The sequence below is a fragment of the Flavobacterium sp. HBTb2-11-1 genome (assembly GCF_009826975.1).
Classification (GTDB): domain Bacteria; phylum Bacteroidota; class Bacteroidia; order Flavobacteriales; family Flavobacteriaceae; genus Flavobacterium.
Window position 1 is genome coordinate 112,088 of record NZ_WUMO01000012.1, and the last position, 24,995, is coordinate 137,082.

General features: G+C 33.0%; 21 protein-coding genes and 1 other RNA gene. 12 read left to right on the top strand and 10 right to left on the bottom strand.

The window, feature by feature from the left end:
- The first annotated feature begins 57 nt into the window (after window positions 1–57).
- The 4 genes from GR162_RS20860 (at window position 58) to GR162_RS20875 (ending at window position 2,312) form a co-directional block, all read left to right on the top strand.
- Window positions 58–858: a peptidase gene (locus GR162_RS20860; RefSeq protein WP_160783701.1), complete on the top strand. Its 801-nt coding sequence runs from the start codon at window positions 58–60 to the stop codon at window positions 856–858.
- A 14-nt stretch (window positions 859–872) separates the two neighbouring features.
- The gene (locus GR162_RS20865; protein WP_160783702.1) at window positions 873–1,268 is read left to right on the top strand and encodes an NIPSNAP family protein; all 396 of its coding nucleotides are present in this window, start codon (window positions 873–875) and stop codon (window positions 1,266–1,268) included.
- Window positions 1,269–1,453: 185 nt separating this feature from the next.
- Window positions 1,454–1,933 carry a BON domain-containing protein gene (locus tag GR162_RS20870; RefSeq protein WP_160783703.1) on the top strand — a complete coding sequence of 160 codons (480 nt, stop codon included), beginning with the start codon at window positions 1,454–1,456 and terminating at the stop codon, window positions 1,931–1,933.
- A gap of 7 nt (window positions 1,934–1,940) precedes the next feature.
- Window positions 1,941–2,312, top strand: a complete 372-nt coding sequence (locus tag GR162_RS20875; RefSeq protein ID WP_066034114.1) for a LysM peptidoglycan-binding domain-containing protein — start codon at window positions 1,941–1,943, stop codon at window positions 2,310–2,312.
- Between the two features lie 102 nt (window positions 2,313–2,414).
- On the opposite strand, the gene GR162_RS20880 is transcribed toward GR162_RS20875, so the two are convergent.
- Window positions 2,415–2,708: a hypothetical protein gene (locus tag GR162_RS20880; protein WP_008467915.1), complete on the bottom strand. Its 294-nt coding sequence runs from the start codon at window positions 2,706–2,708 to the stop codon at window positions 2,415–2,417.
- Between the two features lie 125 nt (window positions 2,709–2,833).
- On the opposite strand from GR162_RS20880, the gene rnpB reads away from it, so the two are divergent.
- An RNA gene (rnpB, locus tag GR162_RS20885) (RNase P RNA component class A) lies at window positions 2,834–3,166 on the top strand.
- 30 nt (window positions 3,167–3,196) lie between these two features.
- Window positions 3,197–4,444, top strand: coding sequence for a cation:dicarboxylate symporter family transporter (locus tag GR162_RS20890; RefSeq protein ID WP_160783704.1), 1,248 nt, complete (start codon window positions 3,197–3,199; stop codon window positions 4,442–4,444).
- A gap of 211 nt (window positions 4,445–4,655) precedes the next feature.
- On the opposite strand, the gene GR162_RS20895 is transcribed toward GR162_RS20890, so the two are convergent.
- The 3 genes from GR162_RS20895 to GR162_RS20905 are packed head-to-tail and all read right to left on the bottom strand — an operon-like array spanning window position 4,656 to window position 7,002.
- Complete coding sequence (locus GR162_RS20895; protein ID WP_369013893.1) at window positions 4,656–4,922, bottom strand: hypothetical protein; 267 nt, start codon at window positions 4,920–4,922, stop codon at window positions 4,656–4,658.
- Window positions 4,923–4,946: 24 nt separating this feature from the next.
- The gene (locus GR162_RS20900) at window positions 4,947–5,633 is read right to left on the bottom strand and encodes a response regulator transcription factor (RefSeq protein WP_160783705.1); all 687 of its coding nucleotides are present in this window, start codon (window positions 5,631–5,633) and stop codon (window positions 4,947–4,949) included.
- Between the two features lie 10 nt (window positions 5,634–5,643).
- On the bottom strand, window positions 5,644–7,002 hold the full coding sequence (locus tag GR162_RS20905; protein ID WP_160783706.1) for a sensor histidine kinase KdpD: 1,359 nt from the start codon (window positions 7,000–7,002) through the stop codon (window positions 5,644–5,646).
- A 132-nt stretch (window positions 7,003–7,134) separates the two neighbouring features.
- Here GR162_RS20905 and GR162_RS20910 point away from each other — a divergent pair, with 132 nt between their 5' ends.
- Entirely contained in the window at window positions 7,135–9,249 is a 2,115-nt protein-coding gene (locus GR162_RS20910) for a TonB-dependent receptor domain-containing protein (protein ID WP_160783707.1), read from the top strand.
- Between the two features lie 171 nt (window positions 9,250–9,420).
- Here GR162_RS20910 and GR162_RS20915 read toward each other — a convergent pair whose 3' ends face one another.
- Both GR162_RS20915 and GR162_RS20920 read right to left on the bottom strand, forming a co-directional pair.
- Window positions 9,421–10,026: an RsmD family RNA methyltransferase gene (locus tag GR162_RS20915; protein ID WP_160783708.1), complete on the bottom strand. Its 606-nt coding sequence runs from the start codon at window positions 10,024–10,026 to the stop codon at window positions 9,421–9,423.
- The gene (locus GR162_RS20920) at window positions 10,023–10,844 is read right to left on the bottom strand and encodes a DUF3822 family protein (protein WP_160783709.1); all 822 of its coding nucleotides are present in this window, start codon (window positions 10,842–10,844) and stop codon (window positions 10,023–10,025) included. Before GR162_RS20920 ends, GR162_RS20915 begins: the two co-directional genes overlap by 4 nt.
- Window positions 10,845–11,160: 316 nt before the next feature.
- Between GR162_RS20920 and GR162_RS20925 the strand changes: the two genes are divergently transcribed.
- The 3 genes from GR162_RS20925 to GR162_RS20935 all read left to right on the top strand — a co-directional run bounded on the left by GR162_RS20925 (window position 11,161) and on the right by GR162_RS20935 (window position 14,312).
- Window positions 11,161–12,570 carry an ATP-dependent RecD-like DNA helicase gene (locus GR162_RS20925; RefSeq protein WP_111363567.1) on the top strand — a complete coding sequence of 470 codons (1,410 nt, stop codon included), beginning with the start codon at window positions 11,161–11,163 and terminating at the stop codon, window positions 12,568–12,570.
- Window positions 12,571–12,780: 210 nt separating this feature from the next.
- On the top strand, window positions 12,781–13,611 hold the full coding sequence (gene ygiD / locus GR162_RS20930; protein ID WP_160783710.1) for a 4,5-DOPA dioxygenase extradiol: 831 nt from the start codon (window positions 12,781–12,783) through the stop codon (window positions 13,609–13,611).
- A gap of 137 nt (window positions 13,612–13,748) precedes the next feature.
- On the top strand, window positions 13,749–14,312 hold the full coding sequence (locus GR162_RS20935) for a helix-turn-helix domain-containing protein (RefSeq protein WP_091136429.1): 564 nt from the start codon (window positions 13,749–13,751) through the stop codon (window positions 14,310–14,312).
- A gap of 31 nt (window positions 14,313–14,343) precedes the next feature.
- On the opposite strand, the gene GR162_RS20940 is transcribed toward GR162_RS20935, so the two are convergent.
- A complete protein-coding gene (locus GR162_RS20940) occupies window positions 14,344–15,672 on the bottom strand; it encodes a PQQ-binding-like beta-propeller repeat protein (RefSeq protein WP_160783711.1) in 1,329 nt (442 codons plus the stop codon).
- Between the two features lie 424 nt (window positions 15,673–16,096).
- Here GR162_RS20940 and GR162_RS20945 point away from each other — a divergent pair, with 424 nt between their 5' ends.
- Entirely contained in the window at window positions 16,097–16,906 is an 810-nt protein-coding gene (locus GR162_RS20945) for a class I SAM-dependent methyltransferase (RefSeq protein WP_160783712.1), read from the top strand.
- 156 nt (window positions 16,907–17,062) lie between these two features.
- Window positions 17,063–17,797 (top strand): 3-deoxy-manno-octulosonate cytidylyltransferase, encoded by a 735-nt coding sequence (gene kdsB, locus GR162_RS20950; RefSeq protein WP_160783713.1) that lies wholly within the window; start codon window positions 17,063–17,065, stop codon window positions 17,795–17,797.
- Window positions 17,798–18,003: 206 nt separating this feature from the next.
- Here kdsB and GR162_RS20955 read toward each other — a convergent pair whose 3' ends face one another.
- The 3 genes from GR162_RS20955 to GR162_RS20965 form a co-directional block, all read right to left on the bottom strand.
- Window positions 18,004–20,418 (bottom strand): thiamine pyrophosphate-dependent enzyme, encoded by a 2,415-nt coding sequence (locus GR162_RS20955; RefSeq protein WP_160783714.1) that lies wholly within the window; start codon window positions 20,416–20,418, stop codon window positions 18,004–18,006.
- Between the two features lie 190 nt (window positions 20,419–20,608).
- Entirely contained in the window at window positions 20,609–23,356 is a 2,748-nt protein-coding gene (locus GR162_RS20960) for a M1 family metallopeptidase (protein WP_160783715.1), read from the bottom strand.
- 298 nt (window positions 23,357–23,654) lie between these two features.
- A complete protein-coding gene (locus GR162_RS20965) occupies window positions 23,655–24,383 on the bottom strand; it encodes a TIGR00730 family Rossman fold protein (RefSeq protein ID WP_066034126.1) in 729 nt (242 codons plus the stop codon).
- Window positions 24,384–24,995: the final 612 nt, after the last annotated feature.

Consider the following 24,995-nt stretch of genomic DNA (forward strand, 5'->3'; position numbering starts at 1 on the left):
TTTTAATCCCAAACTAAAATAGTTTTATTTAAAAATAAACATAATTTTTTATAATTTATGAACGCAAAACAAATAGTCAAACTAAGTAATATTATTGGTATTACCTCTATACTTTTATTAGTGTATTGGGTCTTTACATTTATTGTAATTCAGGTTTTCGGACTAAAGGTTTTCAGAGAAAATATGACCGAAAGCTTTTATTTGAGCATTCTCGGAATTCTTGCTCTTATGGCTGGATCTCTAATAGTAAATCTCATGTTTAATTTGACAAGAATTGCCGAAAGAAAAAATGAAGATGAAGTAAACACCAAATCAAACCGACGCAAGTTTGCTGTCTTGCTTTTAATTTTCCCATTAATTTTAATTATACTTTTTGGCGGTGATTATTTGACTTCTGCCAAAAAAGAAAAAATGCTCATTAGCTCTGCAAAATCTATTTTAGAATCTAACAAAGCAAATAGTGACAAACTTCTGAATTATACATTTTCTAAATCATACATTAAGGAGACAACTGGAATTTTAAGAGTCTTGTCTTCAACAGATAAAAACTTTCCGAGTGTGACTTTAATTGTAAAAGATTCTATTAAAGATTCGCCTGTTTTTCTTGGTTTTAATGCATATTACAATGAAAGTTTGGATACAAATGATAGCATACAGCCCCATAAAGCGAATTATATTTATAAGACAACTAAAGAAGAAAGAGCTTATTTGAATGAGGTTTTTGATAAAAACAATGAGGAATTAAGATATAGTTCGAGTAAAGGAAATTATGAATTGTTTTATCCTTATAAAAAGAATGGAAAAACAATTATTATCTACTTTTCTGAACAGCAGCGATACGGTAAAATAGGGAGCTGATAAATTTTTAAGTTATGAAGAAGTATTTTCTACTAGTAGTTTTGCTTGCAGCATTTACTGTAAAAGCACAAAAAACTCGAACGAGTCCAATTTATCAATTGCGAATCTATGAGATTTTCGAAAGCAATAAAAAAGAATTTCACGAACGCTTTCGCGATCATGCCATGCGTATTATGAAGAAATATAACTTTAAGATTATTTCTATTTACGAATCAAAATCAGATAAGAAAACTGAATTTGTATATTTTTTGGAATGGCCAGATGAAACAACGATGAAAAAAGCTTGGGAAGATTTTAGAAAAGACCAGGAATGGATTGATATCAAAAAACTATATACCGAAAAATATGGCGATGTTGTAGGCAATATCGAAGATCGGGTTTTGACAAAACTTGATTATTCGCCTAATTAAAGTTTTATAGATCGAATTTATTTAAACCTTAAATTGAAAAATTTGAGGTTTTTTTATGCACCTCTTTTAAGAAAACAGCAAAATTCAATTAACTGAAAAACTTATAAAACTCACCCCAATATCATATAACCTTTTGATAGTTAATAGTTTTAATTTTAAAAAGTAAATTATTAAAAGAGAGTATTATGAAAATGAGATCCATTTTATTAGGAATGAGCCTTAGTATTGCTTTGATATCATGCAAACCTAGCGATGCTGATATTGAAGCAGCAATTAGAGAAAAACTCGGTGACGTTGCAACGATACAAGTTGCTGTACATGATGGGGTTGCAACAATAGCGGGAACTTGCGAAGACGAAATTTTCAAGAAAAATATTGAAAAAAGCGTAAGAGCAACCAAAGGGGTAAAATCTGTAATAAATACCTGCGAATTAGCAAGAGCCAATCAAGAGCCAGCTGCGGCTACTGTTGTTATTAATTCTGATGCCGATTTAGATAAATCGGTTAGCAAAGTTGTAGATGCTTACGACGGCGTTAGCGCTACTGTTGTTGGCGGTGTTGTCACGCTTTCGGGTGAAATTAAAAAAGACAAATTACAGCCTTTAATGCAAAGTATACAAGAATTGCATCCGAAAAAAGTAGACAATAAATTAACTATTAAATAAGGATGTCATGAGTATACAGGATAAATACAGAGAAGTAATCGATTTAGCATCTGAATTAGGAATCGAAAATTTACAGGTAAGAGAACAAGATAATGTGCTTTATATTGATGGGACAGCAAAATCTGCTGCAGATAAAAATAAGCTTTGGAATGCTTATGAAAAACTAGATCCAGAATATAGATCGGCTGATGTGGTGATGAATATCGAAGTTGAGGAAGGTGTTTCTAGAGAATATACAGTCGAAATAGGAGATTCTCTTTCGAAGATTGGAAAAGCGTATGGAGTTTCCTGGCAAGATATTTTTGAAGCCAATAAAGACATCATTTCAAATCCCGATTTAATTCAGCCAGGTTGGAAATTGAAAATTCCAACACCCTAAAATTGGCAAATTCCAATAAAAAAAATCCAAATTCCAGATGTGTATTAATACAATTGGAATTTGGATTTTTTTATTTTCAAGCTCTGGATTGGATTTTTAAAATTACCTTCCTCTAATGCTTAAATCAAATAAAAACTTTGCTGTTTCCTGGTCTGAATCGGCTGAGAAACCAGCAACATAAACTCCTTTTTTGCCCGAAGTCGACTTAATTCCGTATACAACTGCCTCATCTGCTGGGTCTGACTCACCCTCGTATCGATACACATGAACAATTTCAAATTTCTCAGGATTTTTTTTAATCGCGTCTGCATTTCGATTAAAATCGCACGTAAATCCTTTCTCATTCAATTGATCTAAAGCTTTTGAAACAGTTGCGTAATGATACATTCTTTTCATGATAAACTGAATTTAAAATTATATATTTCTAAAGATAACTATTTTAAAATTAAAAAGTTATGATAAAATTCATAAAATCTGAAATTTAAAATCATTATTGTTAGTTCTTAAATCGCTACTTTTGCAGCGCAGACCGCCTTATCGTCGCTCCGATTTTATCGGAGGGGAGGAAAGTCCGGACACCATAGAGAGGCATAGCGGGTAACGCCCGTCGGCTCCGATTTATCGGAGTTAGGACAAGTGCAGCAGAAAGTATGTACAGGTAATGCTGTAGTGAAACCAGGTAAACTCTATGCGGTGAAATACCAAGTATATCGGCATTTAAGGGCTTCTCGTTCGTTGCCGAAGGGTAGGTAGATTGAGTCCATCAGTAATGGTGGATCTAGATAAATGATAAGGTATTGTCTTGTTGCAAAATAAGACGAGAACAGAATCCGGCTTATAGGTCTGCATTTTTTATATATTTGTGAACTATCTAACTTACTTTCATGAATATTACTGCTCCAAATCCATCTTCAAAATCTAAAAAAAGTCTTTTTAGAACTGTTGCAACCAATCTTACTTTTTGGGTTTTAATTGCTATTATTTTGGGTGTTTTGCTTGGACATTTTTCTCGCGAAAATGGTGTGAAAATGGAATTTCTAGGCAAGAAGTTTATTCAGTTGATTTCGCTTTTTATAGGTCCAATTATCTTTCTAACGATTGTTTTGGGAATTTCGGGAATGGGGAATCTAAAAAAAGTGGGTCGTATTGGCGTTAAAGCTTTAACCTATTTTGAAGTGGTTTCGACCGTTGCTCTTGCAATTGGTGTAGCAGTCGCTTATTTATTTAAACCTGGAAAAATTGATAAATCGGGACTGACTTTTGGCGACGCAAGCCAATATACAAATGGAGCAGCAAAGGATTTTTCGTGGTTGCAGTTTTTCTTGTCCAATTTTACATTGCAGGTTTTGTTAGCGGCTATTATATGCGGAATCGCCTTGAATTTTTACCAGAAAAGGGAACAGACGATTTTAGTTTTGGAGCGATTTTCAAAAGTGGTTTTCTTCGGGTTAAAATATGTAATGTATCTTGCTCCAATTGGTGCTTTTGGAGGAATGGCTTACACAATCGGGAAATTTGGTTTGGCAACTTTGATTCCGCTAGGAAAATTGATGCTTTGCGTTTATCTAACTATGGCATTGTTTGTCTTTTTGGTTTTGGGAAGCATATTGAGATATTATAAAATCAGTATTCTTTCCATTTTAAAATACATCAAAGAAGAACTTTTACTTGTTCTCGGAACTTCGTCTTCTGAGGCTGCTCTGCCAAGCATTATGGTAAAACTGGAGAGAATGGGCTGCAGTAAATCGGTTGTGGGATTGGTGATTCCGACCGGTTATTCTTTTAATCTGGATGGGACGTCAATTTATCTTTCGATGTCGGTGCTTTTTATTGCGCAATTGTATGATGTTCATTTGAGTTTCTTCGAAATCCTAACCGTTATCGGAATTCTGATGATTACTTCGAAAGGTGCAGCAGGAGTAACCGGAAGCGGGTTTATTGTTTTAGCATCAACCTTAACCGCATTGCATAAAATTCCAGTTGAAGGTTTAGCATTTTTATTGGGCGTAGATAAATTTATGAGCGAAGCCAGAGCAATTACCAATTTAATAGGAAACACAGTAGCAACGATAATCATTTCTAAAACCGAAAGAGATTTTACAGAGCTGAATCTTGATCCTGTCTCGGAATGATTTTGCCACAAAGGCGCTAGGGCGCAAAGTTTTTTAATCTCGCAAAGTCGCGGAGTCGCAAAGTTTATTTATAAAACTTAATTTGAATAGCGTCCAGCTTTAGCCGGAGTCAACTCAAAAAAAACTTTGCGACTCCGCGACTTTGCGAGCAATTTTACACTCAAAAGAAAAACAAAATCTTCGTGCCTTAGCGCCTTCGTGCCAAAAAAAACTACGATTCGTCTTTAGTTGTTCGCACCAGACTAATGCCCGACATGAAAAAGACAATTCCTAATATTCCGTAAATAATAAGCGATTTGATATCTCTGGTTTCTCCAGATGTGCCGGCAAAAATAACGGCAGTATAAATAAGTCCTACTATTCCGAGGATTGTTAGCAATCCGCCGAAAAATCTTTTTAGGTTCATAATTGTTAGATTTAAAAGTTCTCTAACAAAGTTAAATTTCCATAAGTTAATTGCTGTTATACAATTGCTTATGAAAAATTATATGATTTTCAGAACTTATTTTTCTATTTTAAATTCCAATCCGATATTTCGAACACTTTCAATTTTAATTTTAGGATCTGAATTGAAGTACTTTCTAAGCCTGCTGATAAAAACATCCATGCTTCTTCCTGAGAAATAATCATCTTTTTTCCAGATCGACATTAAAATTTGATCTCTTTTTAAGAGTTGATTATGATTCAAATATAAATATTCGATAAGAGAAGCTTCCATTTCTGTAAGTTGCTGGACGTGATTTTTATTGTTTAGCGTTAAGCGTTCGTTATCAAAAATATACGAGCCGATTTCAATTTTATTGTTTCCGTCCAGACTTCTTTTTTGCTCGATTCTTTTTAGGATATTCTGCAAACGAAGAACCAACTCATCAACTTCAAAAGGTTTTGCGATATAGTCGTCTGCACCAAGTTTTAGACCGATGATTTTGTCTTCTTTGAGCTTTCTCGCCGTTAGAAAAATAAAAGGAATTTCAGGATTGATGGTGATTATTTTTTCGGCCAATGAGAATCCGTCCATTTTAGGCATCATGACATCAAAAATGCAAATATCAAAAACCTGATTTTTAAAATAGTCTAAAGCTATTTCGCCGTTTTCTGCCCAAATTACTTCAAATTGATGCAGTTCTAAATACTGTTTTAAAATCGCCGCAAAATCAAAATCGTCTTCGGCTAAAAGTAATCTTTTCAAAATAAGGGAATTAAACTTTTAATAAAATAGTAAACTGAGCGCCTTTTCCTAAATCGCTAATAACGTTTACAGAACCTTGATGCGCTTTTACGATTTGATCCACATAATACAATCCTAAACCTAAGCCTTTAGTATTGTGCAGATTTCCTTGTTCGACACGATAAAATTTCTCAAAAAGGAAGGCTTGTTTGTTTTTGGCAATTCCAATTCCGTCGTCTTCAAAACTTATAGAAAATTGCTTTTCTACAATTCTGGTTTTTACAGTAATCGTGCTCGAACCGTATTTTACAGCATTTTCCAAAACATTTAAAAAAGCGGTTGTCAAATGGAATTTATCCAAAACCAAAATTGTTTTTTCAGTCTGAAAATCGGTTTTCAAAATAATTTTAGGGAAAGCAATCTTAAAATCATTTGCGATAGAAAGCAGGAAATCTTCGGCTTCTATTTTTTCTTTCTGCAATTCAAGTTCATTTTCAGCCAAAGAATTCGCCATAACCTGATCAATCAAATTCTGAAGGCGATTGTTTTGGCGTGAAATTGTACTCACAATGGCATTGAAATTTTCGTCGTTGTCACGAATATTCTTCTGCGCTAAAATCTTTGTCGAAATTCCTAAAGTTGCCAAAGGCGTTTTAAGTTCGTGTGTGATATTATTGATAAAATCAGTTTTAACGTCGCTGACTTTTTTCTGTTTAATCAAAGCTTTTAAGGCAATGACAAAAAGCGTAATTAAAGTCAGAATGGATAATAGAGATAGAATGAGAATAAAAGTCATTCGTCTCAAAATAATCATTTCCCAATCTATTACAGAAACGTACATTGAATCTTCTGTCAGCAATTGATATTCCTGATTTTCAAAAGTTCCGTTGGTTGTTCCAACATAATTTCTCACTAAAAAAGCGTGATTTAAAGAAGCAAGATTTCCGTATAGTTTGTTTTGAATAAAAGGCTTTTCTGAGAAAATCGTATCGGCTTTTTTTGCACTTTGATACAGAATGAATTTATTGAGTACAATTGCAAAATCAATCTTGAAATTAGGCAAATCCCTTTCAAATTTTCGCTGAATTTCTTGTGTTACGGCACTCTGATATTCGTTTTGTAAAACACCAATTTTGATATCCAATTTGGTGTTTTTTCCTTTTATGTATTTTTCAGAAAGACTTTTGTAAAGCGCTTCTTTTTTTGTTACAAAAGCCGAATCAATATCGCTATAGTTATTAGAAATCTGAGCAATTTCATTTTTAATCTGTGTATGAAACTGCGCCACTTTGTATTCGTAGGCTGTTTTTACTAAATAACATTGCACCGTCATAAGCACAATTAATGCGATGACAGAAAATGCGATTAATAAATTGATTCTTTGTTTCATATCTCTTTGGAATTCTGTTTCAAAAATACAGCTTTTACCATACAAATGGCAGATTAACCCTGCATTAACCTACGATTAACTTTCGGAATTAGGTTTTCAAAGCATTTTTGCAACAACACTAATCAATTTAAAATGAATATTTATCTGCCCTTAAAACTTCTTATTACACTTTTACTTTTTGGTCTTTCCTATATTGCTAATGCACAGAATGTAACACAAAAAGATTCGCTTACAAATCAATTGGATGAAATAGTAATCAATAAAGAGAAAAAGACATTTACAAATTCAAACGGAAATATAAAAGTCGATGTTGCCAATTCAGCTTACAGCACAATTCCAAACCCAGTCGATTTGCTTTCAAAATTACCATCGGTTCAAGTAAGTACTGATCGTGAAAGTATTTCGATTATCGGAAAAGGAAATCCGTTAATTTATATAGACGGTCAAAAAGGAACCATAAGCGATTTAAATGCTTTATCTGTCGCCGATATTAAAACAATAGAAATTATAAAAAATCCGTCTTCTAAATATGAAGCCGAAGGCCGAGCTGTTATTTTGATCACCCGAAAACTAAGCAAAAAAGACAGTTTTAAAACTGATATTTCTGAAGTGGCATCTTTCAAAAAGCATTATAATAATTATTTAGGTTTCAATTCTAGTTTTAAAAAAGGCAAATTAGAATGGAAAGCTAATTTTAACTACAATAAACTAAATCCTTGGGAACGACACACTTTAGAATATGAAATTCCAAAAGCCTCAATTATTTCCGATTATGATGTAATGGCAAATACACATCGCAATCAATATGTTTTTGGAGGCGGGATGTTTTACAAAATAAAAGAGGAGGATTATTTCTCTATAAATGTAAATGGAAAGCTTCAGAATGATACTTTCGATATCAACACTTTTACTTTCAATCAAAATCAGGATCAGATCAATAATGTTTTTACGCTGAGTGATAATTCGAGTAAAAAAGATTTTGTAAACGCATTTGTAAATTATTCTAAAAAAATAAAATCGATTGACACGCAGCTTTTTGCTGGTTTTCAGTATTCGAATTTTAATCAGCATTTGGAAAGTTTAGTAGCGAACAATTATAACGAAACCAATTTTGAATTGTCGCAAAACCGAGATCAGAAATTTAATGTCGACGTTTTTTCTGGAAGGATTGATTTGGAGAAAAAGTTTAATAATGAAATGAATCTGGAATACGGAGGATTGTATTTGAATGCAAAATCAGTAACAAATGCAGACATTTTTGATTTTGAGAAAAATACTAATGAAGTATCTGATTATGATTTTAAAGAAGAAAATTTAGCTGCGTATGTTCAGTTTTCAGGAAAGCTTAAAAAAGTAGATTTTTCATTCGGACTAAGAGCCGAAAATACCAATGTATATGCAAAGTTTAGAACGCAAGTTTCGCCTTCTATTGATAAGAACTACACCAATTTGTTTCCTAAAGCCGATTTAACATTTACTATTGATAGTACAAAAAGCATCAATGTAAATTATTCAAAAAGTATTGTAAGACCAAAATATTCTTCTTTAAGCCAAATTGCGACCTATATAAATCCGTATTTTTTGTACGGAAGCAGTATCAATTTAGGGCCAGCATTTGTAGACGAAATTTCGAGTTCTTTTCAATATTTGGACAAAACTTTAAAATTTGGGTATTATCAAACCAAAGATGTCGTTAATCCGACTTTTGTTTTTAATGAAGAAACCAATGTGCTGATGATTACCGATATTAATTTTAAGCGGGAAACGGGTTTTACAATAGATTTGACGCTTCCATTTACTTATAAATTCTGGACAGTCACAAATTCTTTGGTTTTTACAAAAAGTAAGACAGAAGATGACGCAGCTTTATTGCATCCATCAAAACCTTATTTATATTATTATTCCAACAACACTTTTAAACTGCCGAAAGAGTTCAGTTTTGTTTTTTCTTTTTGGGGAATGACCAAACAAAATGATGGAATTTTTGAACGAAAAGCCAATTTTATAGTCGATATCTCACTGGCTAAAACATTCGGCAAAAACTGGAGCTGTACTTTAAATTATAATGATATTTTTAAGGCTACGAGTTATACAGATGCTTTTAGTATTAATAATGTAAACGCGAAGTTTAAATACTGGGTTGATGCAAACGAAGTTTCTCTAACGCTTCGTTATTCTTTCGGGAAGATTAAAGATTCTGAATTTAAAGGGAAAAGCGTCAATGAAAGTGAAAATAGAATCAGATAATAATTAAATTCCAATTTTTTAAATTCCAAATTCCAACCCAGAAAATGAAAAATCCAAAAATAAAAATTCCAAATTCCAATCTCGTACAGAAATTGGAATTTGGAATTTAAAATTTGAGATTTCAATTTTAAAATTTGGTATTTGGAATTTTAAAAATTGGATTTTTTTAATTTATCCTTCATCTTCTTCAGATTCTTTTTTAGAATCATCATGTGGTAATTCTTCGTCATCATCGGTCGAATTTAGTTCGAAGAAACTAAAAAACGAACCTCCATAACTTTTCTGGAATGAAAAATTACTCATATGATCCAGTTTCGTATATTTTGAATGTTCGATAATCATCATTCCGTCATCTTCCAATAAATCCCTTTCAAAAACAGTCAGAACAATTTTCTCAAAAGTCGCCTGATCCAATCCGTAAGGCGGATCAGCGAAGATAATATCATACGTAGTTTTGCAGTTTTCTAAAAACTTAAAAACATCACTTTTGGTTGCAGCAATATCAAAATCATATTCTGATGAAACTTGCTTGATGAATTTTACGCATCCGAAATCGCCATCAACAGAGGTGATTGGTGCGCTTCCGCGTGAAGCAAATTCATAGCTGATATTTCCCGTTCCTGAAAAAAGATCTAGAACCTTCAAGCTGTCAAAATGAAAATGATTATTCAAAACATTAAACAATGCTTCTTTACTCATATCAGTCGTTGGTCTCACAGGTAGATTTTTTGGCGGAAAAATTCTGCGTCCTTTATATTTTCCTGAAATGATTCTCATGATTGAAATAAGATATAATGTTTTTGATTTTGAGCGGTTGTAAAGCTGTTTCTTTCTTTTACGTTTGAGACATCCATAAAAGAAATATGGCGCACGTATTTATAAGCTATAGCATAAAATGGATCGTTTTCTGAAATGGTTCCCAATAATTCTAATTTGAAACTTTCAGGATTCATGCTCATTTGCTCAGCCGTAAATAAAATGTAGTAGATAAAATCTTCTGGAGTATTGTATTCGAACGTATTAAACAATAAAAGTTTTTGATTCTGCACCACGATAATTTCAAAATTACCAGGATTAAAATTCACAATCATTTTTTTGTCGTCATTGTTTCTTGAATTATCCAGAATTTTTTCAACCAAAATGGTATTGGCATGTTTAGAATTAAAAGACCCTACATTGTCTATCAGGAAATTGTTGATATTCACATAAGGAATATAAACCGAATTCATTTGATAATTAGGGATTTGATCATAAGTAAAGTGATCTGTTTCGAATACTTTTGTGGTGTATTGCAGATAACTTCCTAAATAATTCTCATCAAATAAAGCTGTTGGTACAAAAGTTGAAAAAGTGTTATTATGGATAACCATTACTTCGTCATAAGTCTCTTTTAATTCAGGATTAACCTTAAAAGCATTGCTGAATAAATCTTCAATTCGGCTTGTTTTGCTAGTGGTGTCAAACTTTATTTCTTTGAAAGAAGTAATGACATTGTTTAAAGTATCAAAACAGCAATATGAAAATCCAGTCAGGGAAACCTGAATTGAAAGTTTTCTGTAATTTTTTGAAGTAATGTTAGTATTTTGTAATGACATAGTTGATTTACAATTCGTTACCTGTTTTAAATCAAGAAAGAATTTAAGCGACCACAAACTTACAAATAAAAAAAATAACAATGTCAATTTCAATATCAATGAAAAAGACTTAATCAACATGCAATTTCAAAATTTAATATTGCAAAAAAGTTACCAGAATGTTATCATTTTGTTTATTATCAGTTATTTAAGTATGTGATTAAAATTTAAGCTTTGAGATTGTTTTTAATTTTCATATTAAACTTGATTTTGTCATTGAAATTGATTTTTGTCATTGCCATTAAAAAAAACGACCTTTGTATTTCAATTTTATTTTATGAATTCTGCACAGTTTTACGGTATTTTACAAAAACGATTTCCTTTTCCTCCAACCTATAAGCAGGATATTTTTTTTCAGAAAATTGCAATCTTCCTGACTGAACCTCAAAACGACACGATTTTTGTTTTGAAAGGATATGCCGGAACGGGAAAAACAACCGTTATTTCTACTATTGTCAATAATTTAGGCGATATCAATAAAAAGTACGTTTTATTGGCGCCAACGGGACGCGCGGCAAAAGTAATTGCCAATTATTCTAACAATCCAGCCTTTACAATTCATAAAAAAATATATTTCCCGAAGAAATCTTCTGGAGGAGGAGTGGCTTTTACCAAACAAGTCAACAAACATAAAAACACCATTTTTATCGTCGATGAGGCTTCGATGATTTCAGACAGTACTTTAGACAGCGGTTCACTTTTAGACGATTTGATTAATTATGTCTATTCTGGGCAAAACTGTAAAATGATTCTTTTGGGAGATACGGCGCAGCTTCCGCCAGTAAATTTGGATGTTAGTCCAGCTTTGGATATTGATACTTTGGGTTTTCATTACAGTAAAGAAATTGATCATATCGAATTGGATGAAGTAATGCGTCAGGAAGAAAGTTCTGGGATTCTATATAATGCGACAGAATTGCGAGAATTGCTTAAAGAGAGCTTCATTACCGAATTTCGATTTAATGTAAAGAAATTTAAAGACATTGTTCGCTTGACGGATGGTTATGATATTCAAGATGCGATAAATTCGGCTTACAGCAATTATAGTATTGAAGATACTGCTTTTATTGTTCGTTCTAATAAAAGAGCAAATCAGTACAATGAACAGATTAGAAGCCGTATTTTATTTAAAGAAAGCGAACTTTCGGTTGGTGATTTCTTAATGGTAGTTAAGAATAATTATTTCTGGCTGAAAGAAACTGACGAAGCTGGATTTATTGCCAATGGAGATATTATTGAAGTTCTGGAGCTTTTCGGAATAAAAGAATTGTACGGATTTAAGTTTGCGAAAGTAAAAATCAGAATGGTCGATTATCCAGAACAAAAGCCTTTTGAAACGGTTTTAATTTTAGATACTTTAACCAGCGAATCGCCTTCTTTAACGTATGAAGAATCAAATCGTCTATACGAAGAAGTGATGAAAGATTATGAAGATGAACCAACCAAATACAAAAGATTTCAGAAAGTAAAAGAAAACGAATATTTCAACGGACTTCAAGTTAAATTTTCATACGCAATAACCTGTCATAAATCGCAAGGTGGACAATGGAATACTGTATTTATCGAACAGCCATTTTTACCAAACGGAATTGATACTGATTACATTAGATGGCTTTACACCGCTATGACACGTGCTAAAAATAAGCTATATTTGATAGGCTTTAAAGACGAGAGTTTTGAAGAATAAATTTTAGCCACAGATTAAAAGGATTAAAAAGATTTTTTTGAATGCGTTTAAATTTCTCTCGCAGATTTTGCAGATTGAGCGGATTATTAATTTTAAAAACGCAATCAAATAATCTGCTCAATCTGCAAAATCTGCGAGAAACAAAAATTAAGCATCACACCATTTTAAATCTGTGAAAATCCGTTTAATCTGTGGCAAAAAAAAATAAAAATGACAACACTAAACGACTTACATTCGATTTCCTCGACGTTTTCGAATACAGATAAAATGCCGGTTCTGTTTTTAGGACACGGCAGCCCAATGAATGCTATTGAAGAAAATCAGTTTGTGACTGGTTTTCGTAATTTAGCAAAAACACTTCCACAACCCAACGCTATTTTATGTGTTTCGGCACATTGGTTTACAAAGGGAACAAAAGTAACTTCGATGGAAATGCCAAGAACCATTCACGATTTTGGAGGTTTTCCGCAAGCGCTTTTTGATGTGCAGTATCCAGCAAAAGGAAGTCCAGAATTGGCAGTTGAAACGCAAAAGCTCTTAGATCCCGTTATGGTTGAACTAGATGAACATTGGGGATTAGATCATGGCGCTTGGAGCGTGATAAAACATTTGTATCCAAACGCAGATGTTCCCGTAATTCAGCTGAGTATCGATTATACCAAATCGGGGCAATATCATTTCGAATTGGCTCAAAAACTGCAATCACTTCGCTATAAAGGCGTTTTAATTATCGGAAGCGGTAATATTGTCCATAATCTTAGAATGGTTGATTTCAGAAATTTTGATAAAGACAATTACGGTTACGATTGGGCAATTGAAGCGAGAGAAACGGTAAATAATTATTTGTTAGACGGAAATTTTCAGCCTTTAATTGATTTTGAAAAACTAAATAAAGCGGTTCAATTGGCGGTTCCAACACCAGAACATTATCTTCCGTTGTTGTATACTTTAGGTTTAAAAGATAAAACGGATGAATTGGATTTGTTTAATGATAAACTATTAGCGGGTTCTTTAAGTATGACTTCGGTAAAAATTATGTAATCAACTTTACGTAATAATTTTTATAATCAAGAAAATCAGTATTTTGACAAGAATGTCGTTAAAATGTCGCAAACAAACCGTTATCAAAATCAACTTTTCAAAAGTAGTTTTGTCGAAATAATAAATCAAAATTGATTATGAACGAAATTGGAAAAAAGATAAAAGAAATAAGAAAGAAAAAAGGTCTTTCTCAAGAAGAATTAGCCGAAACTTCAAAAGTAAATTTAAGAACGATTCAGCGCATTGAAAATGACGAAAATGAACCACGTGGGAAAACCTTGAATCTGATTTGTGAAGTTTTAGATATAAATACTGAAGATGTTTTAGATTATGGAAAGCATGAAGACAAAAGCTATTTGATTGTTTTTCATCTTTCAGTATTAGTATTTCTCGCAATTCCTGTCGGAAATATTATTTTGCCTCTTATTTTATGGATTGCGAAAAAAGATAAAATTATCGGACTAAAAGAAATTGGAGCAAATCTGCTCAACTATCAAATAGTTTGGTCGATTTTTACTTTTATTGTAATAACAGTTTTTGCTGTTTCTAAAATTATGCATTACGGTCAATCTTTTATGCTTTTATATATTTTTATAGCATTTTATATTTTGAATATAGTTTTGCCAATATTTTTTGCAATTAAAACAAGCAAAAAAATGAGCATCAATCTATATCCAAATCTGATAAGAATAATTAAGTAAGATCAGGATAATTATAATTTGAGAAAGGAAATTATTTTTCCTTTCTCAAATTATAAGCATACAAATAACCATCTGCGCTTCCATAAAAAATAACATTATTGATAATAAATGGTGAAGAAACAATAGGTCCCAATCTATAAAATTCATTCATTACTCTGTGATTCTCTGCATAAATAGACAAATCGGTTGCCTTCGCCGCGTGGGTAAAATCTAAAAGATTATTGTTTAAAATTGTTTTAGCGTACTTGTTTCTATTTTCGGTTGGAGTAACTTGGAATTCTTTTTTAGAATGTAAATTCAGACTGAAGAAATTCCCCGAAAAATCTCCAAAATAAATCGTATTGCCGGCAATGGCAGGCGAAGAATAAACATATCCATTTCCTTTAAAACGGTATTTTTCTTTTCCAGTTTTTGCGTCCAATGCCAATAGAGCATAAGTATCTGAAGTTCCAACATAAACGGTATTGTCTTTAATAACAGCCGAACTCAAAATCCAAGAGTTTTCAGCATTGTATTTCCAGATTACTTTTCCTGTTTCAGCATCAAGCGCAAAGAAATACGGATCTCTTGCACCAAAATAAACGACACCATCATAAACTACTGCAGAAGCCTGAATTCCTGTAAAACCCGTTTTGATTTCAGTAGAAAATTTCCATTTTTCTTTTCCCGTTTTGCAATCCAAAGCATAAAAAATGCTGTCCCATCCGCCAAAATAAACGGTACTTTTTTCTAAAACAGGAGTGCTGTGTATGGCAGCTTTGGTTTGGAAATTCCATTTCAAAGTTCCTGTTTTGGCATCAACAGCATATAGATTCCCATCACTGCTTCCAAAAATTGCTAATGCAGAATTATGGTCTACATAAATTACTGGTGTCGAAAGATAAAAATCCCATAAATCGGCCATAAGCAAATCGCTTGGTTTCATGCCCCACATTCCAACTTCACTATACCAATGTTCGCCTTTGGTTGTAAAACGCCAAATTTCTTTTCCTGTTTTAGCATTTACAGCATAATAATGGCCATCAAAACTTCCAAAATAAATAATGCCGTTGTAAATGCTTGCAGAACTGTGAACGGATCCGTTGGTTTTAAATTTCCATTTTAAGTTTCCAGATTTTTCATCGACAGCATAAAAGTAACTGTCTTCACTGCCAATATATGCGATTCCGTTTTGAACGATTGGCGAAGAAAAGATTTTACCATCTGTTTTAAATTTCCATTTTAAATCTTGCAAAGGCTGATAATCTTTTCCATCAAAAATTCGATTTGTAAATGCATTGATGGGTTTATTCTGAGAAAAAATGTTGGAAGCAAAGATTAAAAAGAAATAGAGAAGGAGAGAAGTAAAGTTTCTTTTCATGTTTTTTCTTATAAAAGTAAAAATATTTATAAGATATTAAAATACAATGCTTTGAGAAATATGTTAAAAATATATTTTAAAAAGCTCTTTGATAATGGAATATTTGTCTTTATATGAAAATAACGAATGAACTCGTCAAAGTTTTCCAATCGTTTCCATTTATGTAATATTGGTCTATAAGTTTATAATCTATATAATTTGTTTAAATAATAAATTTGGTGCGACAGCAAAATGTTTTGTTTAAATTTGTTTATTTTTGTGTAAGTAATTGTTTGTCAGTTGATTATTTTGTTTTTTTCTTCTTTTTAAGTAGTTTTTTAAATGCCTTTTGTGATTAACTGGTGATAATTTAAAAAATAACAGAAGATGTTTACAAATGAAGTAAGAGTGCGGCATCAGCACTATAATCACTGATAAAATTAAGATGAATCCAAACAAAGCATTATGGGAAAAAGGCGATTTTACACGCGTTGCAGAATCTATGAGAGAAAGTGGTGCGGAATTGGTTGCCAAAATTGGAATTAAAGAAAATAGTAACGTTTTAGATCTCGGCTGTGGCGATGGGACTACCGCAATACCTTCGGCAAAATTGGGGGCCAATGTTTTAGGTGTTGATATAGCAAGAAATTTAGTTGAAGCTGGCAATCTTCGAGCAAAAAAGGAAGGATTGGATAATATTGTATTTCAAGAAGGTGACGCAACTGATTTGAATGAATTGAAAAATCAATCTTTTGATGTTACGATGAGCATTTTTGGAGCTATGTTCGCTCCAAAACCTTTTGATGTTGCCAAAGAAATGGTTCGTGTTACACGGCCTGGAGGTAAAATTATTATGGGTAATTGGATACCAGGAGATCCAACGTTGATTGCGCAAATCTTGAAAATTAGTGCTGAATTTACGCCTCCGCCTCCTGAGGGTTTTGTAAGTCCAATGCTTTGGGGTATTGAGGATAACGTAATCGAAAGATTCACAAATGCAGGTGTTCTAAAAGAAAATATTTCTTTTGAGAAAGATACCTTTACATTTAAAGCCACATTTCCACCTTCGGAATGGCTAAATCGATTAAAAACGTACTATGGCCCAACTATGAATGCTTTTGAAGCTGCAGAACAAAATGGCAAAACTTCCGATTTGTATGCTAAACTTGAAGGATTAGTTAATAGCCAAAACCAAAGTAATGACAATTCTACATTAATTCCTGCAACTTATCTTCGTGTTACAGTTTTGGTTTAATTTTTTGTCTTAATATTCTTGAACATGATTTTCATCTTTTACAGAAATAGAAATACAGAAAATTTAAAAGTAATTTTTGCATATTTGCAAACACTTAAAACTAGTGAAAGTTAAATTACTAAATTTTGAGTTTTTTAAACTCAGTAAAATAGAAGAATGAAAATAATAGCAGTAATTCCAGCTAGATATGCTTCAACACGTTTTCCAGCAAAACTGATGCAGGATCTTGGAGGCAAAACAGTAATTTTAAGAACTTATGAAGCGGCTGTTTCAACAAAGCTGTTTGATGATGTTTTTGTAGTGACTGATTCTGATTTAATTTTTGATGAAATTGTGTCTAATGGCGGAAAAGCCATTAAGAGCATCAAAGAACATGAATCTGGAAGTGACCGTATTGCAGAAGCAGTTGCCAATCTGGATGTTGATATTGTAGTAAATGTTCAGGGTGATGAACCTTTTACAGAAGCAGAACCTTTGGCGCAAGTTTTATCGGTCTTTAAAAATGATCCTGATAAGAAAATTGACTTGGCTTCGTTAATGCGTGAAATTACAAATGAAGACGAAATCAATAATCCAAATAATGTAAAAGTTGTTGTAGATCAGTCACAGTTTGCATTATACTTTTCACGCTCTGTAATTCCGTATCCGAGAGAGAAAAATGTTGGAGTACGATATTTTCAGCACATCGGAATTTATGCTTTTAGAAAACAAGCTTTATTAGACTTTTATAGTCTTCCAATGAAATCTTTAGAAGCTTCTGAGAAGTTAGAGCAATTACGTTATTTGGAATTCGGAAAGCGTATTAAAATGGTTGAAACGACTCATGTTGGAATTGGAATTGATACGGCTGAAGATTTGGAGAGAGCGAGAGCGATGTTGAAGGATATTTAATTAATTTGAATAACATTATCTACAATCTTGTCATTTCGACGAAGGAGAAATCTCCGCGAGAAACTCCACAATGCTGATCAATCTTTGTCGAGCTACTTATGGAGATTTCTCCTTCGTCGAAATGACAAAACTGTGTGGACACTTTGGCTAAAAACAAAAAAACGCTCCAAATCTTGGAGCGTTTTTTTAATATCTAAATCGTATTTTTATTGATATAAAGCTGGATATTTAGAAGGATTTACTTCGTGCATCATATCGTACACTTTCTCGTAAATATCTTCTGCAGAAGGTTTGGAGAAATAATCTCCATCTGTTCCGTATGCAGGTCTGTGGGCTTTTGCAGCAAGCGTTTGTGGTTTGCTGTCCAGATATTTATAAGCGTCTTGTTCTTCTAAAATCTGCTGTAAAATGAATGCTGAAGCTCCTCCAGGAACATCTTCGTCGATTACTAAAAGACGGTTTGTTTTTGCAATACTTTTTACAATGTCTTTGCTAACATCAAACGGAAGTAAAGATTGAACGTCAATAACTTCGCACTCAATTCCTTTTTCTGCTAATTCATTAGCTGCTTGCATAACCAATCTTAAAGTTGATCCGTAAGAAACTAATGTAATATCAGTACCTTCTCTTAATGTTTCTACAACTCCAATTGGTGTTTTAAATTCACCAAAATTTAAAGGTGTTTTTTCTTTTAAACGATATCCGTTCAAGCATTCGATAACCAAAGCAGGTTCGTCACATTCTAACAAAGTGTTGTAAAAACCAGCAGCTTGCGTCATGTCTCTTGGAACCAAAACATGTATTCCACGAATCGCATTGATAATCATTCCCATTGGAGAACCAGAATGCCAGATTCCTTCCAAACGGTGTCCGCGGGTTCTAATGATTAATGGCGCTTTTTGTTTTCCAACAGTTCTATATTGTAAAGTAGCTAAATCGTCACTCATGATCTGAATAGCATACAATAAATAATCTAAATACTGAATTTCGGCAATTGGGCGTAATCCTCTCAATGCCATTCCGATTCCCTGACCAATAATAGTCGCTTCACGAATTCCGACATCGGCAACACGAAGTTCTCCGTATTTTTCCTGCATGCCTTCAAGACCTTGATTTACGTCTCCAATGTTTCCAACATCTTCACCGAAAATTAAAGTTTCAGGATATTTCGCAAACAAAGCATCAAAATTATCACGAAGAATCATTCTTCCGTCCAAATCTGGTTTTGCATTTTCTGCATATTTAGGAAGAACTTTTTGTACAGAAAATACATTTTGAGCCGATTCCGAATGCTGATTACTGCTGAATTTTTCTTGAGTTTCATTCAAGAATTTTGTAATCCAATTTGATAAAAGAACTTTACTGTTTGGCACTTCAATAAAACGAAGAATCTTTCTTGCATAAACTAATAATTCCTTTTTTAGCGGTGCTTTAATTGCAGCCAATTCAGAAATTAATTTTTTGATTCTTTCTTTATGATTGATGCTTGCTTCAGCAATTTGCTCCAATAAAGCTAAGAGATTCTTTTGTTCGTCTATAATAGGATTAATGAAGTTATTCCAAGCTTCTTTTTTAGCTTCTAAAACTTCTTTCTTTAATTCGAAATCAAGTTCTGCCAATTCTTCTGGAGAAGCAATATTAATGGCAATCATCCAAAGACGCATCTGACGAATACAGTCAAAATCTCTTTCCCAAGCTAGTCTTTCTGCACTTTTGTAACGTTCGTGAGAACCAGAAGTAGAGTGACCTTGCGGTTGTGTTAATTCGTTTACGTGAATTAAAACAGGAATATGTTCTTCGCGCGCAATTGCTCCAGCTCTTTCGTAAGTAGAAACCAGTTCGGCATAATCCCAACCTTTAACTCTAAAGATTTCATAACCTTTAGAATCTTCGTCGCGTTGGTATCCTTTTAAAATTTCAGAGATATTTTCTTTAGTCGTTTGGTGTTTAGCGTGAACCGAGATTCCGTATTCATCATCCCAAACGCTCATTACCATCGGAACTTGTAAAACTCCTGCAGCGTTTATGGTTTCAAAAAATAAACCTTCAGAAGTACTGGCGTTACCAATGGTTCCCCAAGCTACTTCGTTTCCATTAACAGAAAATTTGTCTTTAATTGTAATTCCGTCAACGTTTCTGTAAATTTTTGATGCTTGAGCCAAACCAAGCAATCTTGGCATCTGACCAGCAGTTGGAGATATATCTGAACTTGAATTTTTTTGTTTTGTTAAGTCTTTCCAAGAACCATCTTCGTTTAAACTATGCGTTACAAAGTGTCCTCCCATTTGTCTTCCTGCAGACATCGGATCAAAAGCTAAATCGGTGTGACCGTATAAACCGGCAAAAAACTGTTTAGCGTCCAATTCGCCGATAGCCATCATAAAAGTTTGGTCGCGATAGTATCCAGAACGGAAATCTCCGTTTTTAAAAGCTTTTGCCATTGCCAGCTGCGGAACTTCTTTTCCGTCGCCAAAAATTCCAAATTTAGCTTTTCCTGTTAATACTTCTTTTCGACCTAAAAGACTACATTCACGGCTTGTAACCGCAATTCTATAGTCATTCAATACCTCAGTTTTGAAATCTTCAAATGTCAGTGTAGTATTGGTTTTTTCTTTTATCATAATCTTGTAGGGTCATGTTGTTTATGTCGCGAAATTACTTAAAAACAATCAATAATCATAATTCTTTGAACTAAATATAATTTAATTATTTGTATTCAAATCTAAAAACTACGTATTTTATTTGTGTTATTTTTATATGTAATTTAATTTTATTGATAATTTCGCAAGTTTTTGTTTAATTTTTATTTGATTAAAACCATTTTCGGGTAAAAAGAGTAACTAACGTTTTTGGCGAAAATGTGATGATAAATCGTATTTTTTCATTGTATTTAGGTTGTGATATTTCCCATCCGTTATTAGAATAAACAGGAAAATAGAGTTCAAAGTAGTCAGGAACAAGGTTTAAACGCACTCCAGAATCGTAAGCAAAGAACTCATTTTGATGCTTATTTTTCAAAAAACCAATGTCTCCATAAAGTTCTACCCAGTTCCATATCGCATAACTTGCGTTTAGAGTTGTCATCCATTGGTTAGCGTAAGAAGGCTCTAATTGTGACTTGAAACCTCCTTCGGCAATTACATATTGCTGACTAAAAAATCCCGTACTTTCTGATCTTCCAAACAAATTGTAATCAAATAAATAATCTGTTGGACGGTCTAAACCAAAACTAAAATAATCTGAGTTTGTTGTGTTGTACAAGAAACTTCCAGCGAATAGCCTTAAATTTAACTTTTTATTATTTTCGAATAATCTTCTGTATTCTACTTCTCCCGAAACTTTTCCGAATCCGCTAGAAAACTGCAAATCGGTCATAAAATTAAAATGATCAATTAATTCTGTTTTGGTATTGGAATAACGTGCGTTGAAAACAGAATAGTTGGGTTCTGAATTATCTGTAATATAACTGCTCGCTTCACGGTTTACCATAACCTGTCGGAACATAAATGCTTGTTTTCTATTGTCTCTAAAATCTTTTTCGCGAATGCGGAACACCACCATCGGATTTAATCTCAAATAAGTGGCATCTGGCGCATAGTGAAAATAGTTCTGGCTGATAGAATAGCGAACATTATATAAGGTGCTGTTTCTGTAATACTGGTTCCATGAAAAAGCTGATGAACCCGAAATTGTACCTGCCTTGATTGAGTAGGCCGGATTAATATCAAAATTAAAAGGCTTGTCTAAAATGGTTTTATTATGAAAACGAATTCCAGGCGTGAAACCATCATAATAGTTATAATTTAATGTCGGAATGTATAAAATCTGATTGTAATCTGGATCTTCTAAATCTTTAGCGAAATTAAATTTTATAGGACGATTCAGTGCAACATGTTTTAGAGATCTCCAGTTGTTTCTCTGATTGTACTCCGGAACTTCATTATTGTAATTAATGACAATTTTGTCTGCATTTTTTCGGCTGAACGCATAAACAGAATCTTTTTTGGTAGGTTCAATCCATTCTTTAAAAACGATTTCTTTCTTTTTAATTCCGTAAATCGGAATAGGAGCGTAGATTCCAGTTTTATTTTTTACCGAAAATGTAATGCTGTCTGCAGTTCTCGAAACGTTCGAAAATTTATAATCTATAATATCTCTCGAATCGATTATGGTTTTAAAGAACCAGTCGATATTTTTTGGACTTTTTTGAGTTAAGATTTTTTCAAAATCATAACGGTTCGATTGCCCAAATTGGTTAAGATTGTAAAACTCTTTTACGCTTTTAGGCACAATATCATGATTAAGATAATCGTCTAAATAACTCAAACTTAAACCAGCGCGGTATTTGCTGGCAATCTGTTCGTTAAATTTTATAAGCGTGTTTTTCGGGTCGCCAAGCGGCTGATCTAGATTTTTACGAGCCATCAGCATATAATAATAGCTGTATTGCTCGTTAAAAGTAAGATTGGTAATGTTGTAGCTTTTAAAGAGTTTCATGTCCGAAAGTCTTCCCAGCATTTTTTCATCCTGATGATGTTCTTCCATATACTTCATCATTGTGTAAATCTGGATTCCGTCATAAACCCAATTGTCTTTTCGCGGATCTAAACGCAGACTGTTTTTGAGATAATTATTTAAAAAAGTCTTTAAAAACTGAATCTCAAACATAAAATCATCTTCAAACGGACTAATAAATGAAGGCAGCTGATTTAAACCATAAAAAGGATTTCGGTCATAATCTGCCTGAGAAACGGTAATTCTTTCATGCGGATACTTGCCAATAAATTTTTCAGCGTAAGAAACTACTCGATTAATAATAATGGCTTTCTGGAATTCGTCTATTTTTTTGTTTTTTAAATTTGTCAGAACCTCTAAAGAGCCATTATCGTAGCTTCTAAAACTGTTTTGCTTTTCGATATAAAGACTAAAATCGGTTCTGTTTTTGCCCGAAAAAGAATAAATATTATAGCTCTGATTGGTTGAATCTTTGGAAACTGGATTTAAATCGGTAGTTATAGAATACTGATTTGGAATTTTAATTTCCACCTCATAATCACTCACTGCATTGGCAATATCATCCAGATTGAAATTATTGTACTTGACAAAAAGTCCATTTTCAAAACGAGCGGGGCTTAAAAACCAGTTTTTTAATAACATGCCGCCATTTTGATCAAATCCAAAATGAGTGAATTTATCATTTGGTATTTTTACAATATAATTAAGGTGCAGATCGATTTTTTCGTTCGGTAGAAGTTTACGATTCAATCGTACAATGATATAATCAGGATCATCGGCGCTTCTTTCCCATTCCAGAGCCGAAAAATTGGTTTCGGTTAGATTTATAATGGTAGTTTTTCCTCTGTCCACAGCTTTGGCTAAATGAAAACCTCTGTAAAACTCATCAGAAAAACGTCTTGCCAAAGGCGTGTTTTTGTCTGCAAAAGCATTATTCCAATCATTCAAAACAATCGAAACCAGAGTGTCGTTTGTAGTATTATGATACGTAATATCCTGTTTTATATTCAGTGTCTTAAGCTCAAGATTTACCGCCACTTCCATCTTAGATTGATGTTGTGCAGTTAGTTCTATCGAAAATGATAAAACTATAATGAGGCAAATAATTTTATAAAGTGCTTTCAAATAATGGCTTAAAAATTATCAGACATACTTATGTACGGACATAATGAAGTTACGGATTTTTGTAAAAATAGTATAAAAAAAGCTGTTTAAAAAAACAGCTCTCAATTTTTGCGTATTTGCAGTATATTTTAACCATATAAGTGATATAAGTTCATTGAAAAGAACTGCTTTGAACGTTGCGATTAAATTCTTATAATCGCTTATATGGTTTGGAAAATTAGAAATTAGGACTTAAATCGTACTTTTTGTAGAATTTATCTAATGCTTCTACAACTTCGTCTTCTGTGTCTACGATTTTAAATAAATTTAAATCTTCAGGGCTTACGGTATGCATTTTTTCAACCAATACCGTTTTAACCCAGTCAATCAGGCCAGACCAGAATTCAACTCCAACTAGAATAATAGGGAATTTTCCAATTTTTTTAGTCTGAATCAAAGTGATGGCTTCAAACATTTCGTCTAAAGTTCCAAAACCTCCTGGCATTACCACAAACCCTTGAGAATATTTTACGAACATTACTTTTCTCACAAAGAAATAATCGAAATTCAGGTTTTTATCATGATCAATATACGGGTTAAAATGCTGTTCAAACGGAAGTTCGATATTTAAACCAACCGAAGTTCCTCCGCCCAAATGCGCGCCTTTATTTCCAGCTTCCATAATTCCGGGACCACCTCCTGTAATCACACCGTAACCTGCTTTACTGATTTTATAAGCGATTTTTTCTGCCAATTGATAGTACTTGTCTTCTGGCTTTGTTCTTGCCGATCCAAAAATAGAAACGCAAGGACCAATACGTCCCATTGCTTCGTAACCATTTACAAACTCAGACATAATTTTAAAAATTGCCCAGCTGTCATTGGTTTTAATTTCATTCCACGTTTTTTGCTTTAAACGATCCTGAATTACTTTATCTTCATCATTATCAAAATCTTCTAATCTCATTTTAGGTATTTTAATTTATTATTTTATTTATGTTTTTCCCTGCAATTATCATCCTGAATATAGTCGGAGTGAGGAGATTCCCGATATCTATCGGGACTTCCTGTCCGCTATTTCCCGATAAACAAAAACTACGGTTAAAAGCCTTGTTTTTCTAAATCGGGAGATGCCGCTCCCATCAGGGCTAGGGCAGTTGGTTTCAAATAAACATTTGGTTTAATTGAAACATGTTTTCTTTAAAAAAGCATGGATTTTTCAAAAAAAGCGGATACTAAATTAACGCTTTTTTCTAGAATTGTTACAAAAAGCAGTAATTATAATACAAAAGTAATGTTGGGATAATAATCAAATTTGGTTTTTTGATTCATTATCAGATGTTTGGTGCATGTAAAATCAGTAAGTTTTTTAGATCTAAATCTTTATGAAAGTTTAAGGACAAATGTGTATATAGTTTTGATAAAAGGTAAATTATAAAGTTGGTGTGCGCATTTTTGTCATTTCGACGAAGGAGAAATCTCCGCGAGAAGCTCGACAAAGATTGGGTTTTCGTTGCGGAGTTACTTGCGAAGATTTGCTGCGCCTGTTCGCTATCGCTAGGGTCTCCTTCGTTGAAAT